Raw genomic sequence first — 23386 nt, forward strand, 5'->3', positions numbered from 1 at the left:
AATCTATCAGTAACTTTTGCTTGACCTGCATGAGCGATGCGGATCACAGTACCTCCGTTCGACTTCGGAGGTGCTCATGCTCGCCGCGAGCGGATTCCTGACCGTCGGGGTCTTCCTGGCCCTGGTGCTGTCCCGGCGCGTCTCGGTGCTCTTCGCGCTCACCCTCGTGCCGATCGCGGCGGCGCTGGCCAGCGGCTTCGGCGGCCAGCTCGGGGCGCTGATCGCCGACGGGCTGGTCACCGTCGCCCCGGTGGCCATCATGATCACCTTCGCGGTGCTCTACTTCAGCCTGATGATCGACGCCGGGCTGTTCGACCCGGCGGTGACCCGGATCCTGCGCTGGGCCGGGGGAGATCCGCTGAAGATCACCGTCGGCACCGCGCTGCTGACGCTGCTGGTCGCGCTCGACGGCGACGGGGCCTCGACGTTCCTGATCACGGTGTCCGCGCTGCTGCCGATCTACCAGCGGTTGGGCATGCGGCGCATCGTGCTCGCCGGGGTCATCTGCCTGGCGGCGGGCGTCATGAACATGGTGCCGTGGGGCGGCCCGACGGCCCGCGCGATGGCCGCGCTGAACCTGGACAGCGGCCAGCTGTTCGTGCCGGTCCTGCCCGCGATGATCGCCGGGATCCTGTGGGTGCTGGTCGCCGCCTACCTGATCGGCAGGGCGGAGCGGAAGCGGCTCGGCGTCATCGAGGTCGACGTGGTGGACCGGGCCCGGCTCACCGGCGCGCAGCGGGTGCGGTTCTGGATCAACGCGGTCCTGACGCTGGCGCTGGTGGTGTGCCTGCTGGCGCAGCTGGCGGACCTGGAAGTGCTGTTCCTGCTGGCGTTCCTGGTGGCGCTGCTGGTCAACCGGCCGTCCTGGGCGGGCCAGCAGGAGCTGCTGACCAAGCACGCCTACAACGTCGTGCTGGTGGTCGTGGTGATCTTCGCCGCCGGGGTGTTCACCGGCATCCTCACCGGCACCGGGATGATCAAGGCGATGGCCGAGGCCCTGGTGTCGGTCATCCCCGACTCCGCGGCGGGGCTGCTGCCGGTGGCCACCGCGATCACCAGCATGCCGTTCAGCCTGGTGTTCACCCCGGACTCCTTCTACTACGGCGTGGTGCCGGTGCTGGCCGAGACCACCGCGGCGCTCGGCGGCGACCCGGCCGCCATCGGGCGGGCCGCCATCCTCGGCCAGATGACCACCGGGTTCCCGCTCAGCCCGCTGACCGCCTCGACGTTCATCCTGCTCGGGATGAGCGGGGTCGACCTCGGCGACCACCAGCGGTTCATCTTCAAGTGGGCGTTCGGCACCACGCTGGTGATGACCGCCGTCGCGCTGGTCACGGGGGTGCTGTGATGCGCATCGGCAGCGGGGCGGGCTTCGCCGGGGACCGGATCGAGCCCGCGGTGGACCTCGCGGCGCGGGGCGGGCTGGACGACCTGGTCCTGGAATGCCTTGCGGAGCGCACCATCGCGCTCGGCCAGCAGCGCAAGCTGCGCGATCCGGCGCTCGGCCACGACCCGCGCCTGCGCGCGCGGTTCGAGCGGCTGCTGCCGGTGGCGCGCGAGCGCGGCGTGCGGGTCGTGACCAACATGGGCGCGGCGAATCCGCTCGCCGCGGGTCGGGAGACCCGCGACCTGCTGGCGGAGCTCGGGCTGGCCGGGAAGGTCGCGGTGGTCACCGGGGACGACGTGCTGGACCGGCTCGACCTGCGGCTTCCCGCGCTGGAGGACGGGATCCCGCTCGCCGACCACGGCCCGGTCGTGTCGGCGAACGCCTACCTCGGCGCCGACGCGCTGCTGCCCGCGCTCGACACCGGGGCGCACGTGGTGCTGACCGGGCGGGTCGCGGACCCGTCGCTGTTCGTCGCGCCGCTGGCGCACCGGCTGGGCTGGGAGCTCGACGACTGGCCGCGCATCGCGTCCGGGACGCTCGTCGGGCACGTGCTGGAATGCGCGGGTCAAGTCACCGGCGGGTACTTCGCCGACCCCGGGGTGAAGGACGTGCCCGGCCTGGCCGAGCTCGGCTTCCCGTTCGCGGAGGTGGCCCCCGACGGCACCGCGACCATCGGCAAGCTCGCGGGCACCGGCGGCGTCGTCTCGACCGCGACCGTGCGCGAGCAGCTGCTCTACGAGGTCACCGACCCGACGGGCTACCGCACGCCCGACGTGGTGCTGGACTTCCGCACCGTGCGCGCGGAGCAGACCGGCGTCGACCGCGTCCGGATCGGCGGCGCCACCGGTCGCGCCCGCCCGGCGGAGCTGAAGGTCAGCGTCGGCTACCGCGCCGGGTACCGGGCGGAGTGCGGCATCAGCTACGCCGGGCCGAACGCCGCCCGCCGGGCCCGGCTGGCCGCGGACGTCGTCACCGCCCGGCTGCGCGGCACGGGGTTGCGGATCAGGGCGGACGTCCTCGGTGCGCTGGGGGATTCCGGCGAGCCGAGCGACGAGTGCCGACTCCGGGTGGCCGCGATGGCGCCGAACCCGGCGGCGGCCGACGTCGTGTGCCACGAGGTCGAAGCGCTCTACACGAACGGACCGGCGGGCGGCGGCGGCGTCCGCACCGACGTCCGCGAGGTGGTCGGGATCGTGTCGGCCCTGATCCCGCGCGCCGACGTCGAAACCCGAGTGACCGTGCTGGAGGCCGACGGTGCTGCTGCATGACATCGCCCACTGCCGGGCCGGGGACAAGGGCGACACCTCGACGCTGTCGCTGTTCCCGCACCGCGACGAGGACTTCCCGCTGCTGGTGCGGGAAGTGACCGCGCAGCGGGTCCGCGAGCACCTCGCCGACCACGTCCGCGGCGAGGTCCTGCGCTACGAACTCCCGAACCTGTGCGCGCTGCAGTTCACCTGCCGCCAAGCCCTCGGCGGCGGCGTGACGACCTCCCTGGCCCTCGACACCCACGGCAAGACCCTCAGCTCCCGCCTCCTGTCCCTCCCGCTGCGAGGAGAACCCTGATGCGCAGAAGGACCTTCCTGGCCGGTGCCACGGCCGCTGGCGCGCTGCTCGCCGCCGAACCCGCCTTCGCGGCGGGACAGCTGAGCGATCCCTTCTTCCGCTACGACCGCCCACCGCAACACGGAGTTCGGACCGAACGAGTGCGCATCCCGCTCCGGGACGGGAGTTTCATCGCAGCCGACCTCCACCGCCCGGATTCCCCGGGCCCGTTCCCCGGCATCGTCTACGACTACAACGCCTACGACCAGCTCGACGAATTCGGGCGTGCGGCGAGGGACTTCGTGGTTCGCGGCTACGCCGTGCTGGTGTGCAACGCGCGCGGATCAGGTGCCTCGCCCGGCGAGCTCGACCCGTTCAGCGCCCAGGAGCAGCGCGACAACCACGACGTCGTCGAATGGTTCGCCGCGCAGCCGTGGTGCACGGGGCGGATCGGGCAGTCCGGCGTCAGCTACGGCGGGCACGCGAGCCTGCTGGTGGCGGTTACCAAACCGCCGCACCTGGTCGCGGTCGCCCCGGTGAACGCGCTGCACGACTGGTACGAGAACACCATCTACCGCGGCGGCATCTACTCGCCGAGAATCCGCCCCTGGCAGGAGGAAACGGCGCCGGAGACGCTGCGCACCTACGCCGAGCACCCGCGCTACGACGACTTCTGGCGGGAGCGCAGCGTCCAGCACCGGTGGGCGAACCTCGACATCCCGGTGCTGGAGTTCAACGGCTGGTACGACCGCTACCGCGACGGCATGGTGAAGAACTACCGGGCGCGACCGGACACCGTCTGGTTGGTGTCCGGGCCGTGGGCGCACGGCATGCCCGAAGGCCAGCACGCCGGATTCGACCACCGGCCGTTCCTCGCCTGGTGGGACCGGTGGCTGATGCGCCTGCCCGGCGCGCCGCTGCCGCGGGCCAAGGTCACGTCGTACGAGGTGCCGGGCCCGGGTGCTGGCCGGGGCTGGCAGCAGTTCGCCTCCTGGCCGCCGCCGGACGCGACCGCCCTGCAGCTGGCGCTGACCGCGGACGGCCGGTTGTCCGAGGGAGGCAGGCCCGGGCATCGGAGCTTCCGCGTCAACACCCGCCCAGGGCCGGGACGCCCCGACGAGCGCCTGGTCTTCGAAACCCGGCCGCTGCGCCGCGACCTGGTGCTCGCCGGGGACCTCGAAGCCAAGATCTGCGCGTCGTTCTCGGCCCCGGACGGCAACATCGCGGTGATCGTCGAGGACGTGGCCGCGGACGGCACGGCGGTCCGCATCACCCAGGGATGGCTGAAGGCCAGCCACCGGCACGGGCACGAACGGCTGGCACCGGTGGAGCCGGGTGCCGAGTACGCGCTGCCGGTGCACATCTGGCCGACCCACCACCGCCTCGTCGCAGGCCACCGCCTGCGCGCCACGGTGTCCTCGGACGACTACCCGGAAATCGACTGCGACGCCCCACCCGGCCAGGTCAACCTCCGCCTCGGCCCCGGAGGCTCAACCCTCCGAGCCACGGTGCGGGCCTGAGGCTGTGGCCATCGCGGTGATCGGCGGTCATGGAGCCTGCCGGTTAACTCGGATGGCCGAACTTCGCGGGAAGTGGTTGAGAGGAGTCCTTCGCGATCTCCATGCTGGGCCGCTGTCGGCTCAGGTCGTGGTGACACGTGGGGGATGTGTGGCAGGGCGTCGGATCGGCGGTGCTGGTGGAGGGTCTGATCCAGCTCCGCGCAATGCCGGGAGTCTCGTCGTTGCTGGCACGCTCGCCGTCGCGCTCGCATCGGGCAGTGGCGCGTTGGGTGCGGGTTCGTCGGTGACCACGGGATCGGCAGCAGGTGAGTCGGCGGTGAGCGGGGCCGCGAACACGGCGGTCCGGAATGTCGCGTCGCGAAACCTCAAGGCGCGCAAGACCGAGGCCAGGCGGTCGGTTCGGCGGGGGCAGGTGGACGATGCCTGGCGGCGGATGGGGCTGCGCAGGATGCGGCAGTCCGACAAGGTCGCTGCCGTCGACTGCGTTGCGCACTCGTTCGGGGAAGTTCGCGATTTCCTGGTCCGCACCCCGTGCAAGTCGCTGGACCGGATCCTCTTCGCCGTCGGCGATGATCAGGGCGATGCTGCTGTCGTGTCCGTGGCGTGGGTCGACTTCCGGAACCGCAGTACTGCCGGGAAGTTCCATCGCCTGGAGGATCGTCACGGCACTGGCGACATCAAGCCGTTGGGCAGTTCTCTCCTCGGTATGCGCGATATCGAGTTCACCGGCCACCACTACCACGCGGAGCGGAGGGGGACCACAGTGACGATCGCGGAAGCGGAAACGCTCTCCGGTGCCTATAGCGCCGACGATCTCGATGCTATCGCCGAGGTCGCTGCGCTGCTCCCGCGTCCGTGATCGGCGGTGTGCTCCGAACGGGCGGTGGGGGTTCCGGGAAATCGATTCCCCGGCCAGAATGGCTGCGACTGTTTCCTGACCGGCCTGTTCGCGAGAGGAGCGGTGTGACGACTGCCGTCGCCGCTGGGGAGGCGGTGTGATCGACCCGCGCGGTCAAGCGGTGCTGATCCTCGATCGGGAGTCCGGGCAGTTCCAGGACAAGACGTCCGAGGTCCGCGAAGTCGAACCCCAGGCGGACGGAAGAGTCGGCGTCGTATTCACCCGTGGTCGCCGTTACCCGTACGGGAAGGATCGCGTGCGCGTCCTCCGCAATCCGGAACGCGTTGAGATCACCGGGGACGCCAGGGTCGAGGTTCAGGGCGCTGTTTGGGAGAACGCCTTCGAAGTCGTCACCTTCGCCGCGCCCGAGGGCGCGTGGTCCCGCGTCTTCTACCGGATCCGGGGGAGCGAAAAGCACCTGCTCTATCCCGCTTCCCAGGTACGCGTGCTCACCAGCGCGACCGGATCAGGGCCTGCTGCCGATGTCCTTCGCTACTGGCGCACCATCCTGTCCGGTCTCCCCGCGGACGATCCGCTGGTGCGGCCGTACGCCAAGCTCGGTGGGTTCGTCCACCCCGAGAGCGTGCTGGGGACGTACCTGGTCGGTGCACCCATCGAGCCGCGAGAGCTGGACGGCATTCCGATCTTCCCCTTCCGGTGCAACCTCAGCCAGCGCGAGGCGGTGGAGAACGGGCTCACCCGGTCCATCTCCGTCATCGAGGGGCCGCCCGGCACCGGGAAGACCGAAACCATCCTGAACCTGCTCGCCAACATCGTCATCCGGGGCCGGACGGTCGCGGTGGTGTCCCAAGGCAACTCCGCCGTCGACAACGTGAAGGAGAAGCTCGATCGACTGGGCTTCGGGCATGTGCTCGCGAACCTGGGGAACGCGGACAAGCAGGAGGAATTCTTCAAGGATCAACCTGCTCGCAATGCGAAGGTCGCCACTCTCGCGGCCAACATCCCGCAGCCGCCCGACCTCGACCGGCTGGCCAAGGTGGACGAGCGCCTGCGCCGATTGCAGTCCGCAGAACGCAACCGTGCCGAACGGCGCCAAGAACTCGCGGCCTACCGGTTGGAGCTGCGGCACTTCGAACACCATTTGGAGCAGGGCGCGGGGGAGATCCCGGACCTGACCGGTCTTCCGCTGCTCCGCCGTTCGTCCGGCCGCATCCTCGACTACCTGGCGGAAAGCGAGCTGGAGCGCGAAGGAGCGCGTCCCGGGCTGATCCGGCGGATCCGGAAGTACTTCAAGTACGGTTCCCTGCGCGGGCTCGACCCCGACGACACCAGCGCGGTCCTCCGGCTGCAACGCGCGTACTACGACAAGCGGATCGCCGAGCTGGACCGGGAGATCGCGCAGCTCGACGACGAACTGCAGCGGGCGGATTTCGACGGGTTGGCGCAGGAACACCGAGACCTCTCCGTCCAGACCCTGCGCGCCGCGCTCGGCGCCCGGTACAGGTCGTCGTCCCGGAAGACCTATCAGAAGGACACCTTCAGGCTGGGCAAGGAGTTCGCCGCGTTCATCGCGGACTACCCGGCCCTGCTGAGCACCTGCCACTCGTTGCGGTACAGCATCGCGAGCGGGTTCCTGCTCGACTACGTCATCATCGACGAGGCCTCGCAGGTCGATCCGCTCGTCGCCGGGCTGGCGCTGTCGTGCTGCCGCAACGTCATCGTGGTGGGAGATCTCAAGCAGCTGCCGCCGATCCCTCCCGAGTCCGCAGCGGAGCCCGCTCCACCGAGCCCCGCCTACGACTGCGCACGGCACAGCATCCTGTCCTCGCTGGTGGAGCTGTACGGCGATGCCCTCCCGCGCACCCTGCTGCGCGAGCACTACCGGTGCGATCCGGCCATCATCGGGTTCTGCAACAAGAAGTACTACGGCGGCGACCTCATCCCGTACACGACCAGCCGTGAGGCCCGCCCGATGATCGTGGTGCGCACGGTCGAGGGCAACCACATGCGCCAGCACCGGAGCGGAGGTCGCTCGAACCAGCGCGAGGTGGACGTCATCGAAGCCGAGGTCATCCCGGAGCACTGCGCGGGGATCGAGGCCGCGGAGATCGGCATCACCACCCCGTACCGCCTGCAGGCCGACAAGGCGGGCGACCAGCTCGACACCATCGCGGCGGACACCGTGCACAAGTTCCAGGGCAGGCAGAAGGAAGTGGTCATCATGACCACGGTCCTCGACGAGACCTGGCGCGGGCGCAGCGGGCTGAAGTTCGTGGACAACCCGCAGCTGATCAACGTGGCGGTGTCCCGGGCGATCCGGCGGTTCGTCCTGGTGACCAACCACGACATGCTGCCGACCAGCCGCCACATCCGGGACCTGGTGGGGCACATCCGCTACCACGATCCCGACGGGGGAGTCGAGGACAGCGCGGTGGTCTCGATCTTCGACCTGCTCTACCGCGACTACTCGCGCCGACTGCGATCGCTGGCCAGGCGGCTGAAGAACGAGCGGCAGTACAAGTCCGAGGACATCGCTTGGACCGTGCTCCACGACATCCTCGCCGAGGAGCAGTACGAGCACCTGACCGTCGTCGCCCAGGTCCTCCTGAAGAACCTGTTCCCCGACGTCAGCGCGCTCACGCCGAGGCAGGCCAGGTACGTCGGGAATCGCGCATCGGTCGACTTCGTCGTGTACAACCGGGTGACGAACCAGCCGCAGCTGGCGATCGAGGTCGACGGCTTCGCCTACCACGAGAACAACCCCGAGCAGCTGAAGCGCGACGAGCTCAAGAACGAGATCTTCCGCATCCACAGCATGCCGTTGCTGCGGCTGCCGACCACGGGAAGCCGCGAGGAGCGGCGGATCCGGCAGGCGTTGGACGCTGCGGAGAGGCACTGGGCGCAGAAGGCGGCTCGCTGACGAGCCAGCGGTGGACCTGCGGCGATCACGTCGCGCAGCTCCGGGTTCACCGGTTCGGGTCTTATCGGCGGGAACGTCGGGAACGGATCATTGGCCGCCAGAAGACTGATGCCGAGACCTGCGCCCTCCGCGTTGGCGCACCCGACGACTGATCGAGATCCGTCGCACGAGATCGGAGCAGCCAGTTGACCGAGCCCTCGCTGTCCGCGCCCTTCAGCTACGACCGGGTCTGGACCAACTGGGCCGGGAACCACACCGCCACCCCGGCGGTGTACGCCCGGCCCCGCGACGAGTCCGAGGTCGTCGAGGCCGTCCGCTACGCGATCCGGCAGGGGATGAACGTGCGGGTCGCCGGGGCGGGGCACTCGTTCACGCCGGTCGTGCCCACCGGCGGGCTGATGCTCGACCTGACCCGGTTGAGCGGGGTGACCGCGACCGATCCGCAGCGGTTGCGGGCGAGCGCGTTGGCGGGCACGACGGTCGGGCAGCTCGGTGAGCCGCTGTGGGAGGCCGGGCTGTCGCTGTCCAACCAGGGCGACATCGACAAGCAGGTGATCGCCGGTGCGATCGCGACCGCCACGCACGGTTCCGGCATCGGGCTGCCGAACATGTCCTCGGCGCTGCGCCGGGTGCGGCTGGTCGACGGGCGGGGTGAGGTCGTCGAGATCGGTGAGGACTCGGTGCGGGAACTGCGCGCGGCGCAGGTCGCCATCGGCTCGCTCGGCGTGATGCTGGAGGTCGAGCTGGCCGTTTCCGCCGCCTACCACCTGAAGGAGGAGATCAGCTACCGGCCGTGGCAGGAGGTCGAGGAGTCCTGGGACGCGCTCATCGCCGACCACCGGCACTTCTCGTTCTTCTGGTGCCCCGCGGACCACTCGGTGGACCTCTACCAGCTCCCGGCGCCGCCCGAGCAGCCGATGCGCGACCACTGCTACGTCAAGATCTACGACGAGGTCGAGGTCACCGAGCCGGACGGGCTGGTCTCCGACGACGTGGGGAACCGGACCGACCGCGCCTACCGGGTCTACCCCGGCGGGTACGACGAGCCCTTCCACGAGATGGAGTACATGGTCCCGGCCGAGCGCGGTCTGGAAGCGCTCGACGAGATCCGGCGGTTGATGCTCGACGAGTTCCCCGACCAGCTCTACCCGATCGAAGTGCGCTGGACAGCGGCCGACGACGCGTACCTGTCGCCGAACTACCAGCGCGACACCTTGGTGATCTCGGTGTCCGGCGAGCCCGGTACCGACTACTGGCCGTTCCTGCGCGCCGTGGACCAGCGGCTGCGCGCGTACCAGGCCCGCCCGCACTGGGGCAAGATCCACTTCATGACGCGGGACCGGCTGGCCGAGCTGTTCCCCGAGTTCGACACCTTCCTCGCCGTGCGCCGCGAGTTCGACCCGAACGGCACCTTCCTCAACGACCACCTGCGACCGCTGCTGGGCTGAGCCGCGGAGGTCGCGCCGAAGATCTCGTGGAGAACTTGTTCCAGCGGTCGTGTGTCGTTGAGATGTGCTAGGCGCGTTTGCTTCGATCTCCGCATGGACAAAGAGATAGAACGTGTTCTAACCTAGCGGGCGCTTGGGTTGGCGTCGGAACGAGGTCCGCTTGCGGTGAAAGGCGTCGGGGATGGCTGAGGCTGATTACGTCGTTGTGGGTGCGGGCAGTGCCGGGTGTGCCGTGGCGCGACGGCTGGCCGAGCGGGGGGCCAGCGTCATCCTGGTCGAGGCCGGGGCTCGGGACGACCGGGGGCCGCTGAAGAACCTGCTGCGGATCCCGGGGGCCATCGCGGTGGTGCACTCCACGCCGCAGCTGAAGAAGTTCTTCGACTGGGGCTACAAGTCGGTGCCCCAGGAGCACGCGGCCAACCGCAGGATTCCGCAGACCCGCGGCAAGGTGCTGGGCGGATCGAGCTCGGTCAACGGCATGCTCTTCGTCCGCGGCAACCGCGAGAACTACGACGACTGGGCCGACGACGGCTGCAAGGGCTGGTCGTACGAGGACGTCCTGCCCGCGTTCAAGCGCCTGGAGCACTGGGAGGGGGGTGCGAACGACTTCCGCGGGGCGGGCGGTCCGATCCGCGTCCGCAAGCAGGGCGGTCTGACCGAGGCCGCGCAGGGCTTCATGCAGGCGGCGACGAGCCGCCTCGGCGTCCCGGCGCTCGACGACTACAACGCGGACAGCCAGGAGGGCATCGCCCCGGTCCAGCTCAGCGCCGACCCGGGGGTGCGCTACTCCTCGTCGAAGGGGTACCTCCACGACAACCCGCTGGACCACCTCGTCGTCCTCACCAACGCGACCGTTTCCAAGGTGGTGCTGAGCGGCTCGCGCGCCACCGGGGTGGAGGTCATCGGCAAGAAGGGCGACCGGCGCGTCATCAGGGCGGGGCGCGAGGTCATCGTGTCCGCGGGTGCGTTCGGGTCGCCCCAGCTCCTCATGCTGTCCGGCATCGGCCCGGCCGGTCACCTGCGCGAGCACGGCATCGAGGTGCGGGCGGACCTGCCGGTCGGGGACAACCTGCACGACCACCTCTTCGTGCCGGTGTCGTTCCGGATGGACTCGGCGCTGCGCAGGCCGACCCCGACCTACTTCGCGCGCGGCCTGGCCCGGGAGTTGTTCCGCCCCGGCTCGGGCTGGGCGGGCGGCTCGCAGTTCGAGGCGACCGGGTTCGTGCGCACCTCGCACGCCGGGTCGGTCCCGAACCTCCAGCTGCTGAGCCTGTACTGGGTCTACCCGATCCCGAACCAGGACTCCGACAAGGCGGTGCGCCCGCCGTCGACCAAGCCGGGGCAGAGCGTCTTCCCGACGCTGATCTACCCCGAGAGCCGCGGCACCGTCCGCCTGTCCAGCGCGGACCCGCTGGCGCCGCCGCTGATCGACCCGGCCTACCTGAAGGTCGGCAAGGACGCCGATGTCCTCCTCGAAGGCATCAGGATGGTGCGCGAGGTGATGGACGGCGTCGGCGACAATCAGGGCGAGATCGGACCGGGCCAGCAGTACTCCGACGAGGAGGAGCTGCGCCGGGTCCTCCCGGACTACGTGCACAGCGTCTACCACCCGGTGGGGACCTGCCGGATGGGCTCGGACGAACGAGCGGTGGTCGGACCGGACCTCAAGGTGCTCGGCATCGACGGCCTCCGGGTCGCGGACGCCTCGGTGATGCCGTCCATCATCGGCGGCAACACCAACGCCCCGTCGATCATGATCGGCGAACGCTGCGCGGACCTGATCCGGAGCTGACCCCCGCGGTCCGGTGCGGGGGTTCGACGCCCGCACCGGGGCGATGCGGTTTGGGTATCGAGCGATGCAGAAAGGATTCTGTACAGGCATTGTGGACGGCTTCTAGCGTGGGTTGCGCATCCCGGCGGCGGTTTCGCCGCCCGGGCCGGTAGTCCAGCTTCGTGCCGTTGGCGGGTGCCCCTTCCCGCCGTTGCCGAGAGGATCCTCGTGACATCGTCGTCATCTCCGAGTCCTGATCGAGCGCCCGAGACCGATTCCGCGGAGCTGCGCAGCGCCGTCGGCAAGTTCTTCCGGCGGGCGATGCCGCTGCTCGTGGTCATGCTGGTGGTCAACCAGATGGACCGGACGAACATCGGTTTCGTCCGCGAGCACCTGGAGGCCGATCTCGGCATCGGGGCGGCCGCCTACGGGCTCGGGGCCGGGCTGTTCTTCGTCGCCTACGCGATCTTCGAGGTGCCGAGCAACATGCTGCTGGAGCGGTTCGGCGCCCGGATCTGGTTGTCCCGCATCATGATCAGCTGGGGTGCGGTGACGTTCGCGATGGCGTTCGTGCAGGGGCCGACCAGCTTCTACGTCGGCCGGTTCCTGCTGGGGGTCGCCGAGGCCGGGTTCTTCCCCGGCGTCATGTACTACCTGACGCGCTGGCTGCCGGACCGCTTCCGCGGCCGGGCCGTCGCGATCTTCCTGGGCGGATCCTCCACGGCCTACATCGTCACCGGACCGGCCTCCGGCGGTCTGCTGGAGCTCGACGGGGTGCTGGGCGTCGCCGGGTGGAAGTGGATGTTCCTGGTGCAGGGCGTCGTCTCGGTGCTGCTGGGGTGCTACGCGCTGGTGGCGCTGGTTTCCCGGATCGGGGATGCCCGGTGGTTGACCGCGGGGGAGAAGGCCGCGCTGAGCGCTGCGGTGGCCGAGGACGACCGGCGCCGCGAGGCCGCGGCGGCCGGTGACCGGCAGGTGTCGAAGCTGCGGCTCGCGGTCCGGCCGCAGGTGTTGTTGCTGTGCCTGATCTTCTTCGCCATGACGCTCAACGGGTACGCGGTCACCTTCTGGTTGCCCAGCATGGTGGGGCGGATCGAGGGCCTGTCGTCGTTCGGGATCGGGCTGGTGTCGGCGGTTCCGTGGTTCGTCGCGCTGGTCGTGATGTACCTGCTGGGCAGGCGGACCGACCGCACCGGGGTCCGCCGCCCGTGGGTGCCGGTGATGCTGCTGCTCGCCGCCGGGGGCACGTTCGCCTCGACCTTCGGGTCGCCGGTGTGGGGCGTGGTGCTGATCGGGCTGGCCGCGGTCGGGTTCAAGTGCGCCGCTTCGCAGTTCTGGCCGATCGCCCAGCAGGCGCTTCCGCTGTCGGTCGTGGCGGCCGGTGTCGCGCTGATCAACTCGCTGGGCAACCTCGGCGGGTTCGTCGCGCCCACGGCGTTCGGCATCGTCGAGGAGACCACCGGGAGCACCACCCTCGCCATGTACGGCCTGGCCGTGGCATCGGTCCTGGCCGCCGGTCTCGCGCTGTTCGTCCGCCCTGCGCCCCGCGCGGAGGAGACGATCACCGTCGAAGCCCGGAAAACCGCTCGCTGAACCGCCCTTTCCGCCCGAGGAGGAGTCCTTGTCCGCTCACCACCGCATCAGCGAGGTCACCATCACCCCGGTCGCGTTCCGGGACCCGCCGCTGCTCAACAACGTCGGCGTGCACGAGCCGTTCGCGATCCGCTCGATCGTCCAGGTCCGCACCGACCAGGGGCTGATCGGGCTGGGGGAGAGCTACGGCGACCGCGCCCACCTGGCCCGGCTGCGGCGGGCGGGGGAGCACCTCGTCGGCACCGACGTCTGGGATCTGCACGCGGTGGAGCGCGCGGTGCTGACGTCGCTGGAGGGCGATGACGGCAGCGGTGGCGGCGGCATGTCCGGCATGGTGGCCGCGGGCGTGTCCAACCGGGTGTTCTCGCCGTTCGAGGTCGCCTGCCTGGACGTCCAGGGGCACGAGACCGGGTTGCCGGTGTCCGCGCTGCTCGGCGGGGCGGTCCGCGACCGCGTTGACTACTCGGCGTACCTGTTCTACAAGTGGGCCGCCCACCCCGGTGGCGATCCCGACCGCTGGGGCGAGGCGCTCGACCCCGACGGCCTGGTCGCGCAGGCCCGGCGCATGATCGAGGAGTACGGCTTCTCGGCGATCAAGCTCAAGGGCGGCGTGCTGCCCCCGGACGAGGAGGCCGAGGGAATCCGCGCCCTGGCCGAGGCTTTCCCGGACCACCCGCTGCGGCTCGACCCGAACGCGGCGTGGAGCGTCGAGACCTCGGTGCGGATCGGGCGGTCCCTGGACGGCGTCCTGGAGTACCTGGAGGACCCGACGCCGGGCATCCCGGGCATGGCCGCGGTCGCCGAGCAGGTGCCGATGCCGCTGGCCACGAACATGTGCGTGGTGGAGATGGGCCACGTCGCCCCGGCGTTCCGCTCGGACGCGGTGCAGGTGGTGCTGTCCGACCACCACTTCTGGGGCGGGCTGCGGAGATCCGCGCTGCTGGCCGGGATCTGCGCGACCTTCGGGGTCGGTCTTTCCATGCACTCCAACAGCCATCTCGGGATCAGCCTCGCGGCGATGACCCACCTGGCCGCCGCGACGCCGGAGCTCACCTACGCCTGCGACACGCACTGGCCGTGGAAGGAGGAGACCGAGGACGTCGTGAAGCCGGGTGCCCTGACCTTCGAGAAAGGTGCCGTCGCGGTCCCGACGACGCCCGGGCTGGGCGTGGAGCTCGACGCGGACCGGTTGGGCGCGCTGCACGAGCAGTACCTGTCCTGCGGGCTGACGGAGCGCGACGACACCGGCTACATGCGGCGGATCCGGCCGGACTTCACCGTGCCCTCGTGGTGACGATCAGCGCCAGCAGCGCGGAACCGATCCGGATTCCGGAGCCGTCGGTCGGCGGGGTGGACGCGGACGGTTCCGCTGGGCCAGGAGAAGTCGAGGTGGTCCTGCTCCGCGTGCAGGTGTCCACCTAGGACGGTCTCGAACAGTACGTAGATCGCGTACTCGCACGCCCCCAGCTGGTCGAGCAGTCCGGCGGTCAGCTCGGCCAGCGCGTCGAAGGTGTACTCGAACTCCTCGACCGGCGGCGCGTCCGAGAAGCCGAAGCCCACGTGGTCCGGTGCGATCACGTGGTACCGGTCGGCCAGCCGGGGGATCAGCGCGCGCCGCCCGGTAGATGATCCGGCGTCCGTCCACTGTGGCATAACGGTGATGCGTCACTGTGACCGGATCCGGTGCAGGTGCGTGGTGTTCGCGGAGAAGCCGGTGACCATCGCCTCTGTGGTGGCGTCGGCCGCCGAACAGCGGGTGGCGGAGCACCCCGATGTGGCGGTGCGGAGTGGTGGAGCGCGACCGGCCGGTGCGCTACCCGGTCGAGCACGCCAAGGCCGCGCAGCTGGTCGTAGGCAGCCGGGGCGGGATGACCGGGATGCTGCTGGGGGCGACCAGCCGCGCACTGCTGCACGTGGCACTGTGCCCGGTGCTCATCGCCCGGAACCGCGCGGCCTGAGGTGCACGGGGTGGACACCTCCTTCCACGGAGTGCCGTTCCCGCTGCTCGAACTGCTCCCGACGGTCCCCCCGCGGGCTGCGGGGTTCGTTCCGCCCGGACCACGCCGCCGCGGTTCGGTGACGAACTTCCCTGGTCGGGGCGGGCCCGCTGGGGGATGGTCGCGGCAGTGCAGTCCAGGGCGAAGGGGATGCCGATGAGCACCGTCACGGGTGAGACCGGGAGCGGCTGCGGTGCGGGCGAGTGGTCGGCGGCGGAATCGGTGGTCATCAGCCGCGCGGTCCGCAACGCGCCGTCGGTGCACAACACGCGGCCGTGGTCGCTCGCGCTGCACGGGCGGACCGCGGAGCTGCGGGAACGCCCGACCGTGCTGGTGCAGCACGATCCCGACGGCCGGGACCGGCGCCTCTCCTGCGGTGCGGCGCTGGTGAACCTGGTGCTGGCGATCCGCGGCCTCGGCCGGACCGCGGAGGTGGCGTTCGGTTCCAGCGCTGGCCTGGTGACCGCCACGGTGACCGCGACCGGGCGGGCCGAGCCGAGCGAGGTGGAGCGTCGTCGTTCCGGGGCGGTGCTCGACCGCCGCAGTTGCAGGCAGGCGTTCGACGGCACCGGGCTCCCGGCGCGCACCCGCGACGCGCTGCTGGAGGCGGTCGAGGCTCCCGGCGTCACCGGCCGGTGGATCTCCGGTGCGGAGGAGACCCTGGGGGTGGCGAGGCTGCTCACCTACGCGGCGCGCGCCTTCCGGGACAACGCCGAGTACCAGCGGGAGCTGTCCTCGTGGACGACGACCACGGGTGAAGGCCTGCGCCGCGAGGGGTTCGGCGAGCAGGGCCTCGCGGCGGTGGGGCTGGCCACGGGCCGCACCCGGCTGCCCGACGAGTTCGCGCTGGCGGCCCGCATGCAGCGCGAGGCGGTGCTCGTCGTGGGGGTCCAGCCAGAAGGGCCGGTGGATCAGGTCCGCGCGGGTGCTGCGGTGGAGCAGGCGTGGCTGGAAGCGACCAGCCGCGGTCTCGCCGCTTCCGTGATCACGCAACCCCTGCACCTGACGGAAGTCCGCTCCGGCCTCGCGGCCGGCCTCGGCCTGGTCGGGGCACCGCAGGCGCTGATGCGCTTCGGGGCGCAGGTCGGCCGGTGAGCACCACGCCGGTGGTCGCCGATCACGAACGCGGGGAGGCACTCTGCTGTACGTGATGATCGGACGGTGCTACCGCTGTTCGGCGACTCCGTCGATGATCACGTCGGCGGGGTCCCGGCGCGGGGCGGCCGCAGCGGTGGTCCCGTGGCCGATCCGCAGCAGTGCTTGCGGTGCCGCGTGCCCGCCCAGCAGGTCCATGGCCTCCCTGCGGGTTTCCGGGACCTCGAGGACCTGGGAGATCATCGAGGCCGCCAAGCCCTGCGCGGTCGCCGTCAGCCACAGCCGCTGCAAGGCCTGACCGGCCTGCAGCTCGGCTTCCGGATCGCTGGTCCGGGTGCACAGCAGCACCAGCAGCGGGTGGGACTCGAACTTCGTCCCGGGAGCGCGTTCGGTCCGGCCCGCGGTGAAATCGCGGTGGACCCACTGATCGGCCGGGTCGGGTTTGGGCCCGGCCGCGGACAACGGCACCCCTTCGGCGCTGTCCTCGCCGCGGCCGACCCACGCCGCCAGCTCGGCCCGGAAGCGGGCGTCGGCGACCTGGACGCGGTTCGCCCGGTGCACCAGTCCTTCGAGGACGCCCAGCTGTCCGGGCGGCACCACGTGCAACCAGGTGTTCTCCTCCTGCGCGGCGCGGACGAGCAGGTGCCGGTCCGCGCTGGAGACCGGGACGTCCCGGAAGGGTTGCCGGTGGCTGTGCCGCGCGGGGATCGCCGCGTGGAGCCGGATCTCGTCCGGGCGCGGCTGGCCCTGCCCGCCGCTGCGGATCTCGGCCAGCGCGGTGGTGGCCCCCAGGTGCGGCAGCAGGGTCACCAGCGGGTGGATCCCCTCGTGCGCCAGGGCGAGGCGGAGGTTGAGCAGCGCCGCCCCGCACGCCAGCCGGAGCTCCCGGTCCTCCGGGTCGGCGGCAGGCAGCCGCCGCCCCGGGTCCGCGTGCAGCTCGATCAGGTGCGGCGTGATCCGGAAGCGCCAGGGCTGGCTGTTGTGCAGCGACGGGGCCATCCCGGCGAGCCGGACGACCTGCCGGACCTGGCTCGCCGTCAGCCCGAAAGCGGTGGGGAACGTGCTCATCCGAACCTCCCGGTCCGCGGGTTCGATGCCACCATGCCCGCCGCGCACCCGGACGGGCGAGGGCCGAACGACCTCGACGCCAGGTGCCGCGCAGGCGACGAACTGCTCTGACCCCGCTGCGGCCGGATGCCGCAGCCTGGACGCGTCGTGAGGCGCGGCAGCCCGGTTGGTCGCGGTGCACGCGTGGACCGCTTTGCCGCTGGACCCGTTCACGTGGGCGGAGCACTGGGAGCTGCCGTGGAGCGAGGTGCGCGAGAAAGCCCGCGGAAGTGCTCGCCTCGTGCTGCGCTGCCCCGGGAGGCGCAGGACGCGGTGGTGGGCAGGCATGGCCGGGGTTTCGTGCACCGCGGCTTGCTCGGTTCGGTGAGCCACGCGATCGTCAACCTGGCCCTGTTCCCTCTCCGTGCCGGGTGAGTTGCGCGTTGCGGATGACGGCCACCGGGCACTGCGCGTGGTTCAGGACGCCCGCCGCCACCGAGCCGAGGAACAGTCCGTCGAATCCGCCGCCTCCCCGGTGGCCGACGACGAGCAGGCGGGCGTCGCGGGCGGCATCGGTCAGGGCGGCCACCGGGTGGCCGCGCTGGGCGACCTCGTGGACCACGACGTCCGGGTGCGCCTGGCGCAGGTCTGCGGTCTCCCTGCTCAGGATTCGGCGAACCGTGTCGTCCACCTCGTCGCGGAAGTTCGGGGACAGCGGGGTGTAGAGCAGGTTCTCCTCGTGCCACGCCTGGAGCACCACCAGGTCCGCGCCGAGCTGGGCCGCGGCGGAGAACGCGAACTCCAGCGCGCTGCGGGCGCACGGCGAACCGTCGACCCCGACCACCACCGGCCCGGCGTCGGTCGGGGCGCCCCGGCGCACGACGACCACCGGGCAGGACGCGCGCGAGGCGACGCCGAGGCTCACCCCGCCCAGCAGCGCCCTGGTGAACCCGCCCAGCCCGCGAGCGCCCACGACCAGCAGGTCCGCTGCCGAGCTGCGGTCCACCAACACCTCGACGGGGCGGCCGGTCAGGACTTCGGCGGTCACCTCCAGGCCCGGGTGGTCGGTGCGGCATTTCGCCGCCGTCCGGCCCACCGCGTCCTCGGCGTGCTCCGCGCGCGCCGGGTCGTCGTTGGCGAGGACGACGTGCAGCGGGACGTGCCGGCGATCTGCTTCCGCCGCAGCCCATTCGGCGGCCTGCGCGGAGCTGTCCGAACCGTCGACACCCACCACGACAGCAGGCATGGTGAACTCCTCAGCCTCTCGCGTCCCGCACCACGGCCACCGGGCACTGCGCGTGGTGCAGCACCCCCACCGCCACCGATCCCAGCAGGAGGCCGGTGAAACCGCCGCGACCGCGGTGCCCGACGACCAGCAGCCGCGCTCCCTCCGCGGCGGCGGCGAGTTCGGAGACGGGGTGCCCGCGCTGCGCGATCCGGTGGACCGGCACGTCCGGGTAGGACTCGGTGCAGCCCGCCAACTGCTCGGACAAGCCGCGCAGCGCCTCGTCGCGCATCGCGGCCAGCTCGTGGTCCAGGGGCGGTACGACGGGGGCGAGCTCCAAGTCCTGCCACGCCTGCACGGCCACGAGCTCGCACCCGTACCGGGCCGCGGCGTCGAACGCGTACTGCAGCGCGGCCCGGCTGTGCGGGGAGTTGTCGACGCCGACCACCACCGGGCCGCTGCCCCGGTTCTCCCGCGCGACCACGACCGGGCACCGCGCGTGCGCGGCGACCTTGGCGCTGACCGATCCGAGCAGCGTCGCGGCCAGCGCGCCGCGCCCGCGCGAGCCGACCGCGACCAGCTCCGCGCCGTCGGAGAACTGGACCAGCACGTCGGTGGGGTCGCCGTGCACGACCTCCGACGCCGCCAGCACGCCCGACCGGCGGGCGGCGAACCGGTCCGCGACCGGGCCGACGGTCTCCCAGGCCTCGTCGTCGGCCAGCGGATCGCGCGTCACCATCACGAACTGCAGCTGCTCGGCGCGCCTGAGCACGGCCTCGTCGGCAGCCCACTCGGCCGCCGCCAGCGACGCCGGGGAACCGTCCACCCCGACGACCACTCGTCCACCTGGATGCATACCGCCCCCCGCCTCGGACGTGCTGGGCGCTACCTGGGGTACCCGGACCGGCGGCCGCACACGGGGACGTTGGGCCTCGAACTCACGGCGGTTCCCCCTGCCACGGTCGTTGTTCGAGGGAGAACCTCGCGGTCTCGCCGGGGCCGAGCCGCACGGCCGTCGAACCGCAGGCGCAGGTGATGGGCGGCCGGGCGGGGCCGGGCGCGGTGCGCACGGTCGCGGTGCGGCCGGTGACGGTGACGGTGAGCGGTTGCCCCCGGTAGCGGAGGGTCAGCTCCAGCTCGCCGAGCTCGGTCGGCCACAGCGGGTCGAGGTGCAGCGCGCCGTCGCGGGCCTCCACGCCCGCGAAGCAGCGCTGCAGCAGGTCGACGCTGCCTGCCATCGCCGCGAGGTGGATGCCTTCGCTGGTGGTGCCGCGCTGGGTGTCGTGGACGTCGGCGGCGAGCACGTGGTCGAAGAACTCCAGCGCCCGGTGGCGGCGGCTGCGGGCGAGCACCCAGGCGTGCACCACCGCGCTGAGGGTCGAGCCGTGGCTGGTGCGCTGGAGGTAGTACCGGATGTTGTGCGGGATGGTGCCGGACGGCAGCGGATATCCGAGACCGTCGAGGAGTTCGGCCAGCTCGTCGGCCGGGAGCAGGTAGAACAGCATCAGCACGTCGGCCTGCTTGGACGCCCGGTAGCGGTTCGGGTCGTCGCCCTCGGCCTCGAGGATGCGGTCCAGCCGCTGGATGTCGCCGTAGCGGCGCCGGTAGCCGTCCCAGTCGAGTTCGTCGAGCTGGTCGTAGCCCTCGAACTGGCTGATGATGCCGTCGCCGTGGAAGGGCACGAACATCCGTTGCGCGATCCGCCGCCACCGGTCGATCTCGGCGTCGCGCAGGCCGAGCTGCTCGACGAGCTCGTGGCGCCGGGCCGCGGGCAGCTCGCGCAGGACCTGCGCGGCGGTGCGGCACAGCCAGGCCGTCATGACGTTGGTGTAGGCGTTGTTGTCGATGCCGGGGTCCTCCCGCCCCGGGTAGGCGGTGTGGTACTCGTCCGGGCCGACCACGCCGCGGATGACGTAGCGGTCCCGGCTGCGGTCGTAGTCGCACAGCGCGGCGAAGAACCGGGTGATCTCCAGCAGCAGCTCCGCGCCGAACTCGTCGCGGAACTCGTCGTCGCCGGTGGCCCGGTGGTAGTGCTGGACGTTGTGCGCGATGGCGATGCCGACGTGGCGCTGCAGGTGCGTGCGGTCGGGCAGCCAGCGCCCGGAACGCGGGTTGAGGTGCAGCTGCTGGCTCTCCTCCCGGCCGTTGCTGCCGCTCTGCCACGGGAACATCGCGCCGGGCAGCCCGGCTTCCGCGGCCGCGCGGCGCGCCCGGTCGAGGCGGCGGTACCGGTGCAGCAGCAGCGATCGGGCCAGCTGCGGGCGGCGCAGGGTGAGGGTGGGCAGCACGAACACCTCGTCCCAGAACACGTGCCCGCGGTAGGCCTCGCCGTGCAGCCCGCGGGCGGGCACCCCGACGTCGAGATCGCTGCTGCTGGGCGAGATCACCTGCAGCAGGTGGAAGAGGTGCAGCCGCACCGCGCGCTGCGCCCCCTCGCTCATCGACAGTCCGCAGTGGAACTCGCGGTGCAGCCGGGCCCACGCCAGCACGTGCGACCGGAGCAGCTCGTCGAACCCGGGCGCGCAGCGCGCCCCGTCGACGGCTTCGGCGACCGGTTCGGTCGAGGCGGGGTCCCGCGAGGTGTGCACCGAGGCGATCTTCTCGATCCGGACCTCGGCCCGCTGCTCCGCCCGGACGGCGATGTCGTGGGTGATCAGGTCGTCCTGCTGGACCAGCGTGCGCGCGGAGTCGACCGGCTCGCCGCGCGCGAACACCCGTGCGCGCGCGGCTTCGGCGATGCGGATGCGGGACTGCGACGTCCGCGCGTGCAGCACCACGGTGTCCGGCGCGGACTCGAACGCGCGGTGGCCGGTGAGGTGCTGGCCGTCGAGGTCGCGGTAGCGGGCGACGCCGCTGTTGGTCACGCGCCCGTCGATGCCGCAGCGGAACGTGATCCGCCCGGACCAGTCCTCGGCGACCAGCGCGGTGTCCAGCCCGGCGAGGTGCGGTGCGGACATGTGCACGAACCTGCGCTGCACGACTCGGGTGGTGCGCCCCCGGTCGTCCCGGAAGCGCAGGCGGCGCACCAGGATTCCGCGTTCGAGGTCGAGCTCCTGGTCGTGGTCGAGCACCTCGACCCGGCGGAGGTCGAACCACGGGCCGTCGTCCACCCGGAAGGTCAGCAGCAGCCAGTTCGGCGCGTTGACCAGCGACTCGTCCTCCACCGCCCGCCCCGCTACCTGCGTGGTCAGCCGGTTGTAGCAGCCCGCGAGGTAGGTCCCGGGGTAGTGCACGTCGTCCGCCGCGGACTCCGGGGCCGCGCCGCGGGTGGCGAAGTAGCCGTTGCCCAGCGTGCACAGGGCTTCGCGGCGTCCCTCGTCGGCCGGGTCGAAGCCCCGGAAGCCGAACTGCCAGGCGCTCACCGCTGCTCCCCGGTGGCTGCGATGCGGGAGAGCAGGTCGAGCAGCGGGCGCGTCCCGTCGACGCTGCAGCGCGCCCAGGTCAGGCGGTCGCCGTGCTCGGCGCTGAGGACGACGATGCCGAACCCGTCGTCGTGGATCTCGCGGAGCGCGTCCTCGTCGGTGTGGTCGTCACCGGCGAAGACGGGCACGTGCTCGGCGCCGGTCAGGCCCGCGCGTTCGAGCAGCCACCGCACCGCGCGGCCCTTGTGCCAGTCGATGTCGGGCAGCAGCTCGACCACCTTGCGGCCGGGCGCGACCCGCAGGCCGGGAAGCTCCGATCCGACCCGCCGCACCGCGGAGACCACCCGGTCCACCTCCTCGGGCCGGACGTTGCGGTAGTGCGCGGCGAGCGCGAAGCGCTTGCGGTCGACCAGCGCCCCGGCCACCGGTTCCAGCTCGGCGGTGAGGCGCTGCTCGGCCGCGTCGAGGTCGGGCAGCGCGGCCTCACCCGCCTCCTGCGCGATCGACCCGTCACCGGGCCCGGCCAGCTCGAACCCGTGGCTGCCCGCGCACCACACGCCGTCGACCCGCACCCGGCTGCGCACGTCGCTCAGGTCGCGACCGCTGATGACCGCGACCGGGCAGCGCCGGACGAGGTCCTGCAGCGCCGAGCGGGTCCGCACCGGCAGCGCGACCTTCGCCGGGTCCTTCCGGATCGGTGCGAGGGTGCCGTCGAAGTCCAGCAGCAGCACCGGACGACGGCCGCGCACCCGGTCGGCGAGGTCGGCCCAGCGCTCGATCCCGTCGGGGACCTCGGAAAGCCGCCGCTGCCCGGGACTTGCGAGGACCACTTCGTCCAAACTGGACACCACCGCGTCCGCGCCGGAGGCCAGCAGCCGGTCGGGCGGGCCCGCGCGGGCGACGCCCAGGACGAGCGCGAAGCCACCGGCGCGGGCGGCGGCCGCACCCGCCTCGGCGTCCTCCACCACCACCGAGTGCGACGGCGGCACGCCCAGCCGCCGGGCGGCTTCGCGGAAGACGGCGGGGTCGGGCTTGCCGGGCAGGTGCAGCTGGTCCGCGACCACGCCATCGACGCGGACGCCGAACAGGTGCGCGATCCCGGCTCGTTCGAGCACGCGGCCGCAGTTGCGGCTCGCGGAGATCGCGGCGGTCCCGACGCCGTGGCGGCGCAGCGACTCGACGAGCGCGACGGCGTCGGGGAACACCTCGACGCCGTGCTGGTCGAGAGCGGCCAGGAAGTACCCGTCCTTGAGCCCGCCCAGGCCGTGGGCGGTCTCCCGCCCGGCCTCGTCCTCGACGTCGCCGCGGGGCAACCGGATTCCTCGGGAGCGCAGGAAGTCCAGCACGCCGTCGATCCGCGACTTGCCGTCGACGTGGTGGTGGTAGTCGTCGTCGGTGAACGGCCGGTGGTCCTCCGCCGGGCTCGGCGGTCGCCCGGCCAGGTACGGGTCGAACAGGCGCCGCCAGGCCGCGGCGTGCAGGCGCGCGGTGTCGGTCAGCACCCCGTCCACGTCGAACAGGACCGCGCGGTGGCGGATCGGATCGATGCTGGTTGCGACCATGGCGGCTCCACACCCGGATGCGGCGTGCTCGCGGAGTACCCACGTCGGGGCCCGT

18 protein-coding genes are annotated in these 23386 nt (G+C 71.7%); 12 read left to right on the forward strand and 6 right to left on the reverse strand.

Annotated features, from left to right (window positions below; translation table 11 throughout):
* The first annotated feature begins 76 nt into the window (after positions 1-76).
* The 10 genes from F1721_RS00915 (at position 77) to F1721_RS00960 (ending at position 14337) form a co-directional block, all read left to right on the forward strand.
* Positions 77-1348, forward strand: coding sequence for a CitMHS family transporter (locus F1721_RS00915; protein ID WP_150064565.1), 1272 nt, complete (start codon positions 77-79; stop codon positions 1346-1348).
* Entirely contained in the window at positions 1348-2655 is a 1308-nt protein-coding gene (locus F1721_RS00920) for an acyclic terpene utilization AtuA family protein (RefSeq protein WP_150064566.1), read from the forward strand. The genes F1721_RS00915 and F1721_RS00920 overlap by 1 nt, the downstream gene beginning before the upstream one ends.
* Positions 2642-2953: an AtuA-related protein gene (locus F1721_RS00925; RefSeq protein ID WP_150064567.1), complete on the forward strand. Its 312-nt coding sequence runs from the start codon at positions 2642-2644 to the stop codon at positions 2951-2953. Before F1721_RS00920 ends, F1721_RS00925 begins: the two co-directional genes overlap by 14 nt.
* Positions 2953-4452 carry a CocE/NonD family hydrolase gene (locus F1721_RS00930; protein WP_150064568.1) on the forward strand — a complete coding sequence of 500 codons (1500 nt, stop codon included), beginning with the start codon at positions 2953-2955 and terminating at the stop codon, positions 4450-4452. The genes F1721_RS00925 and F1721_RS00930 overlap by 1 nt, the downstream gene beginning before the upstream one ends.
* 316 nt (positions 4453-4768) lie before the next feature.
* Positions 4769-5311, forward strand: coding sequence for a hypothetical protein (locus tag F1721_RS00935; RefSeq protein ID WP_150064569.1), 543 nt, complete (start codon positions 4769-4771; stop codon positions 5309-5311).
* Positions 5312-5447: 136 nt separating this feature from the next.
* Positions 5448-8231: an AAA domain-containing protein gene (locus F1721_RS00940; protein ID WP_150064570.1), complete on the forward strand. Its 2784-nt coding sequence runs from the start codon at positions 5448-5450 to the stop codon at positions 8229-8231.
* Between the two features lie 185 nt (positions 8232-8416).
* Positions 8417-9679, forward strand: a complete 1263-nt coding sequence (locus F1721_RS00945; RefSeq protein ID WP_150064571.1) for a D-arabinono-1,4-lactone oxidase — start codon at positions 8417-8419, stop codon at positions 9677-9679.
* A 181-nt stretch (positions 9680-9860) separates the two neighbouring features.
* Positions 9861-11471 (forward strand): GMC family oxidoreductase, encoded by a 1611-nt coding sequence (locus F1721_RS00950; RefSeq protein ID WP_150064572.1) that lies wholly within the window; start codon positions 9861-9863, stop codon positions 11469-11471.
* A 207-nt stretch (positions 11472-11678) separates the two neighbouring features.
* Positions 11679-13043 (forward strand): MFS transporter, encoded by a 1365-nt coding sequence (locus F1721_RS00955; protein ID WP_246153980.1) that lies wholly within the window; start codon positions 11679-11681, stop codon positions 13041-13043.
* 28 nt (positions 13044-13071) lie between these two features.
* Positions 13072-14337, forward strand: a complete 1266-nt coding sequence (locus F1721_RS00960; protein ID WP_150064573.1) for a glucarate dehydratase family protein — start codon at positions 13072-13074, stop codon at positions 14335-14337.
* Here the strand turns inward: F1721_RS00960 and F1721_RS35560 are convergent.
* A complete protein-coding gene (locus F1721_RS35560; protein WP_387510156.1) occupies positions 14292-14696 on the reverse strand; it encodes an alpha/beta fold hydrolase in 405 nt (134 codons plus the stop codon). The genes F1721_RS00960 and F1721_RS35560 overlap by 46 nt on opposite strands.
* Before the next feature lie 119 nt (positions 14697-14815).
* On the opposite strand from F1721_RS35560, the gene F1721_RS34885 reads away from it, so the two are divergent.
* The gene (locus F1721_RS34885; protein WP_150064574.1) at positions 14816-15001 is read left to right on the forward strand and encodes a universal stress protein; all 186 of its coding nucleotides are present in this window, start codon (positions 14816-14818) and stop codon (positions 14999-15001) included.
* Between the two features lie 195 nt (positions 15002-15196).
* The gene (locus tag F1721_RS00975) at positions 15197-16135 is read left to right on the forward strand and encodes a nitroreductase family protein (protein WP_211840275.1); all 939 of its coding nucleotides are present in this window, start codon (positions 15197-15199) and stop codon (positions 16133-16135) included.
* A 69-nt stretch (positions 16136-16204) separates the two neighbouring features.
* On the opposite strand, the gene F1721_RS00980 is transcribed toward F1721_RS00975, so the two are convergent.
* The 5 genes from F1721_RS00980 to otsB all read right to left on the reverse strand — a co-directional run bounded on the left by F1721_RS00980 (position 16205) and on the right by otsB (position 23331).
* Complete coding sequence (locus F1721_RS00980) at positions 16205-17203, reverse strand: Acg family FMN-binding oxidoreductase (RefSeq protein WP_150064575.1); 999 nt, start codon at positions 17201-17203, stop codon at positions 16205-16207.
* A gap of 379 nt (positions 17204-17582) precedes the next feature.
* Positions 17583-18428, reverse strand: a complete 846-nt coding sequence (locus F1721_RS00985) for a universal stress protein (protein ID WP_150064576.1) — start codon at positions 18426-18428, stop codon at positions 17583-17585.
* 10 nt (positions 18429-18438) lie between these two features.
* A complete protein-coding gene (locus F1721_RS00990; RefSeq protein WP_150064577.1) occupies positions 18439-19263 on the reverse strand; it encodes a universal stress protein in 825 nt (274 codons plus the stop codon).
* An 82-nt stretch (positions 19264-19345) separates the two neighbouring features.
* Positions 19346-21769, reverse strand: a complete 2424-nt coding sequence (locus F1721_RS00995; protein WP_150064578.1) for a glycoside hydrolase family 65 protein — start codon at positions 21767-21769, stop codon at positions 19346-19348.
* On the reverse strand, positions 21766-23331 hold the full coding sequence (otsB, locus tag F1721_RS01000) for a trehalose-phosphatase (protein ID WP_150064579.1): 1566 nt from the start codon (positions 23329-23331) through the stop codon (positions 21766-21768). The genes F1721_RS00995 and otsB overlap by 4 nt, the downstream gene beginning before the upstream one ends.
* Between the last annotated feature and the right edge of the window lie 55 nt (positions 23332-23386).

Origin of the sequence: Saccharopolyspora hirsuta (assembly GCF_008630535.1) — a bacterium.
Lineage (GTDB): Bacteria > Actinomycetota > Actinomycetes > Mycobacteriales > Pseudonocardiaceae > Saccharopolyspora > Saccharopolyspora hirsuta.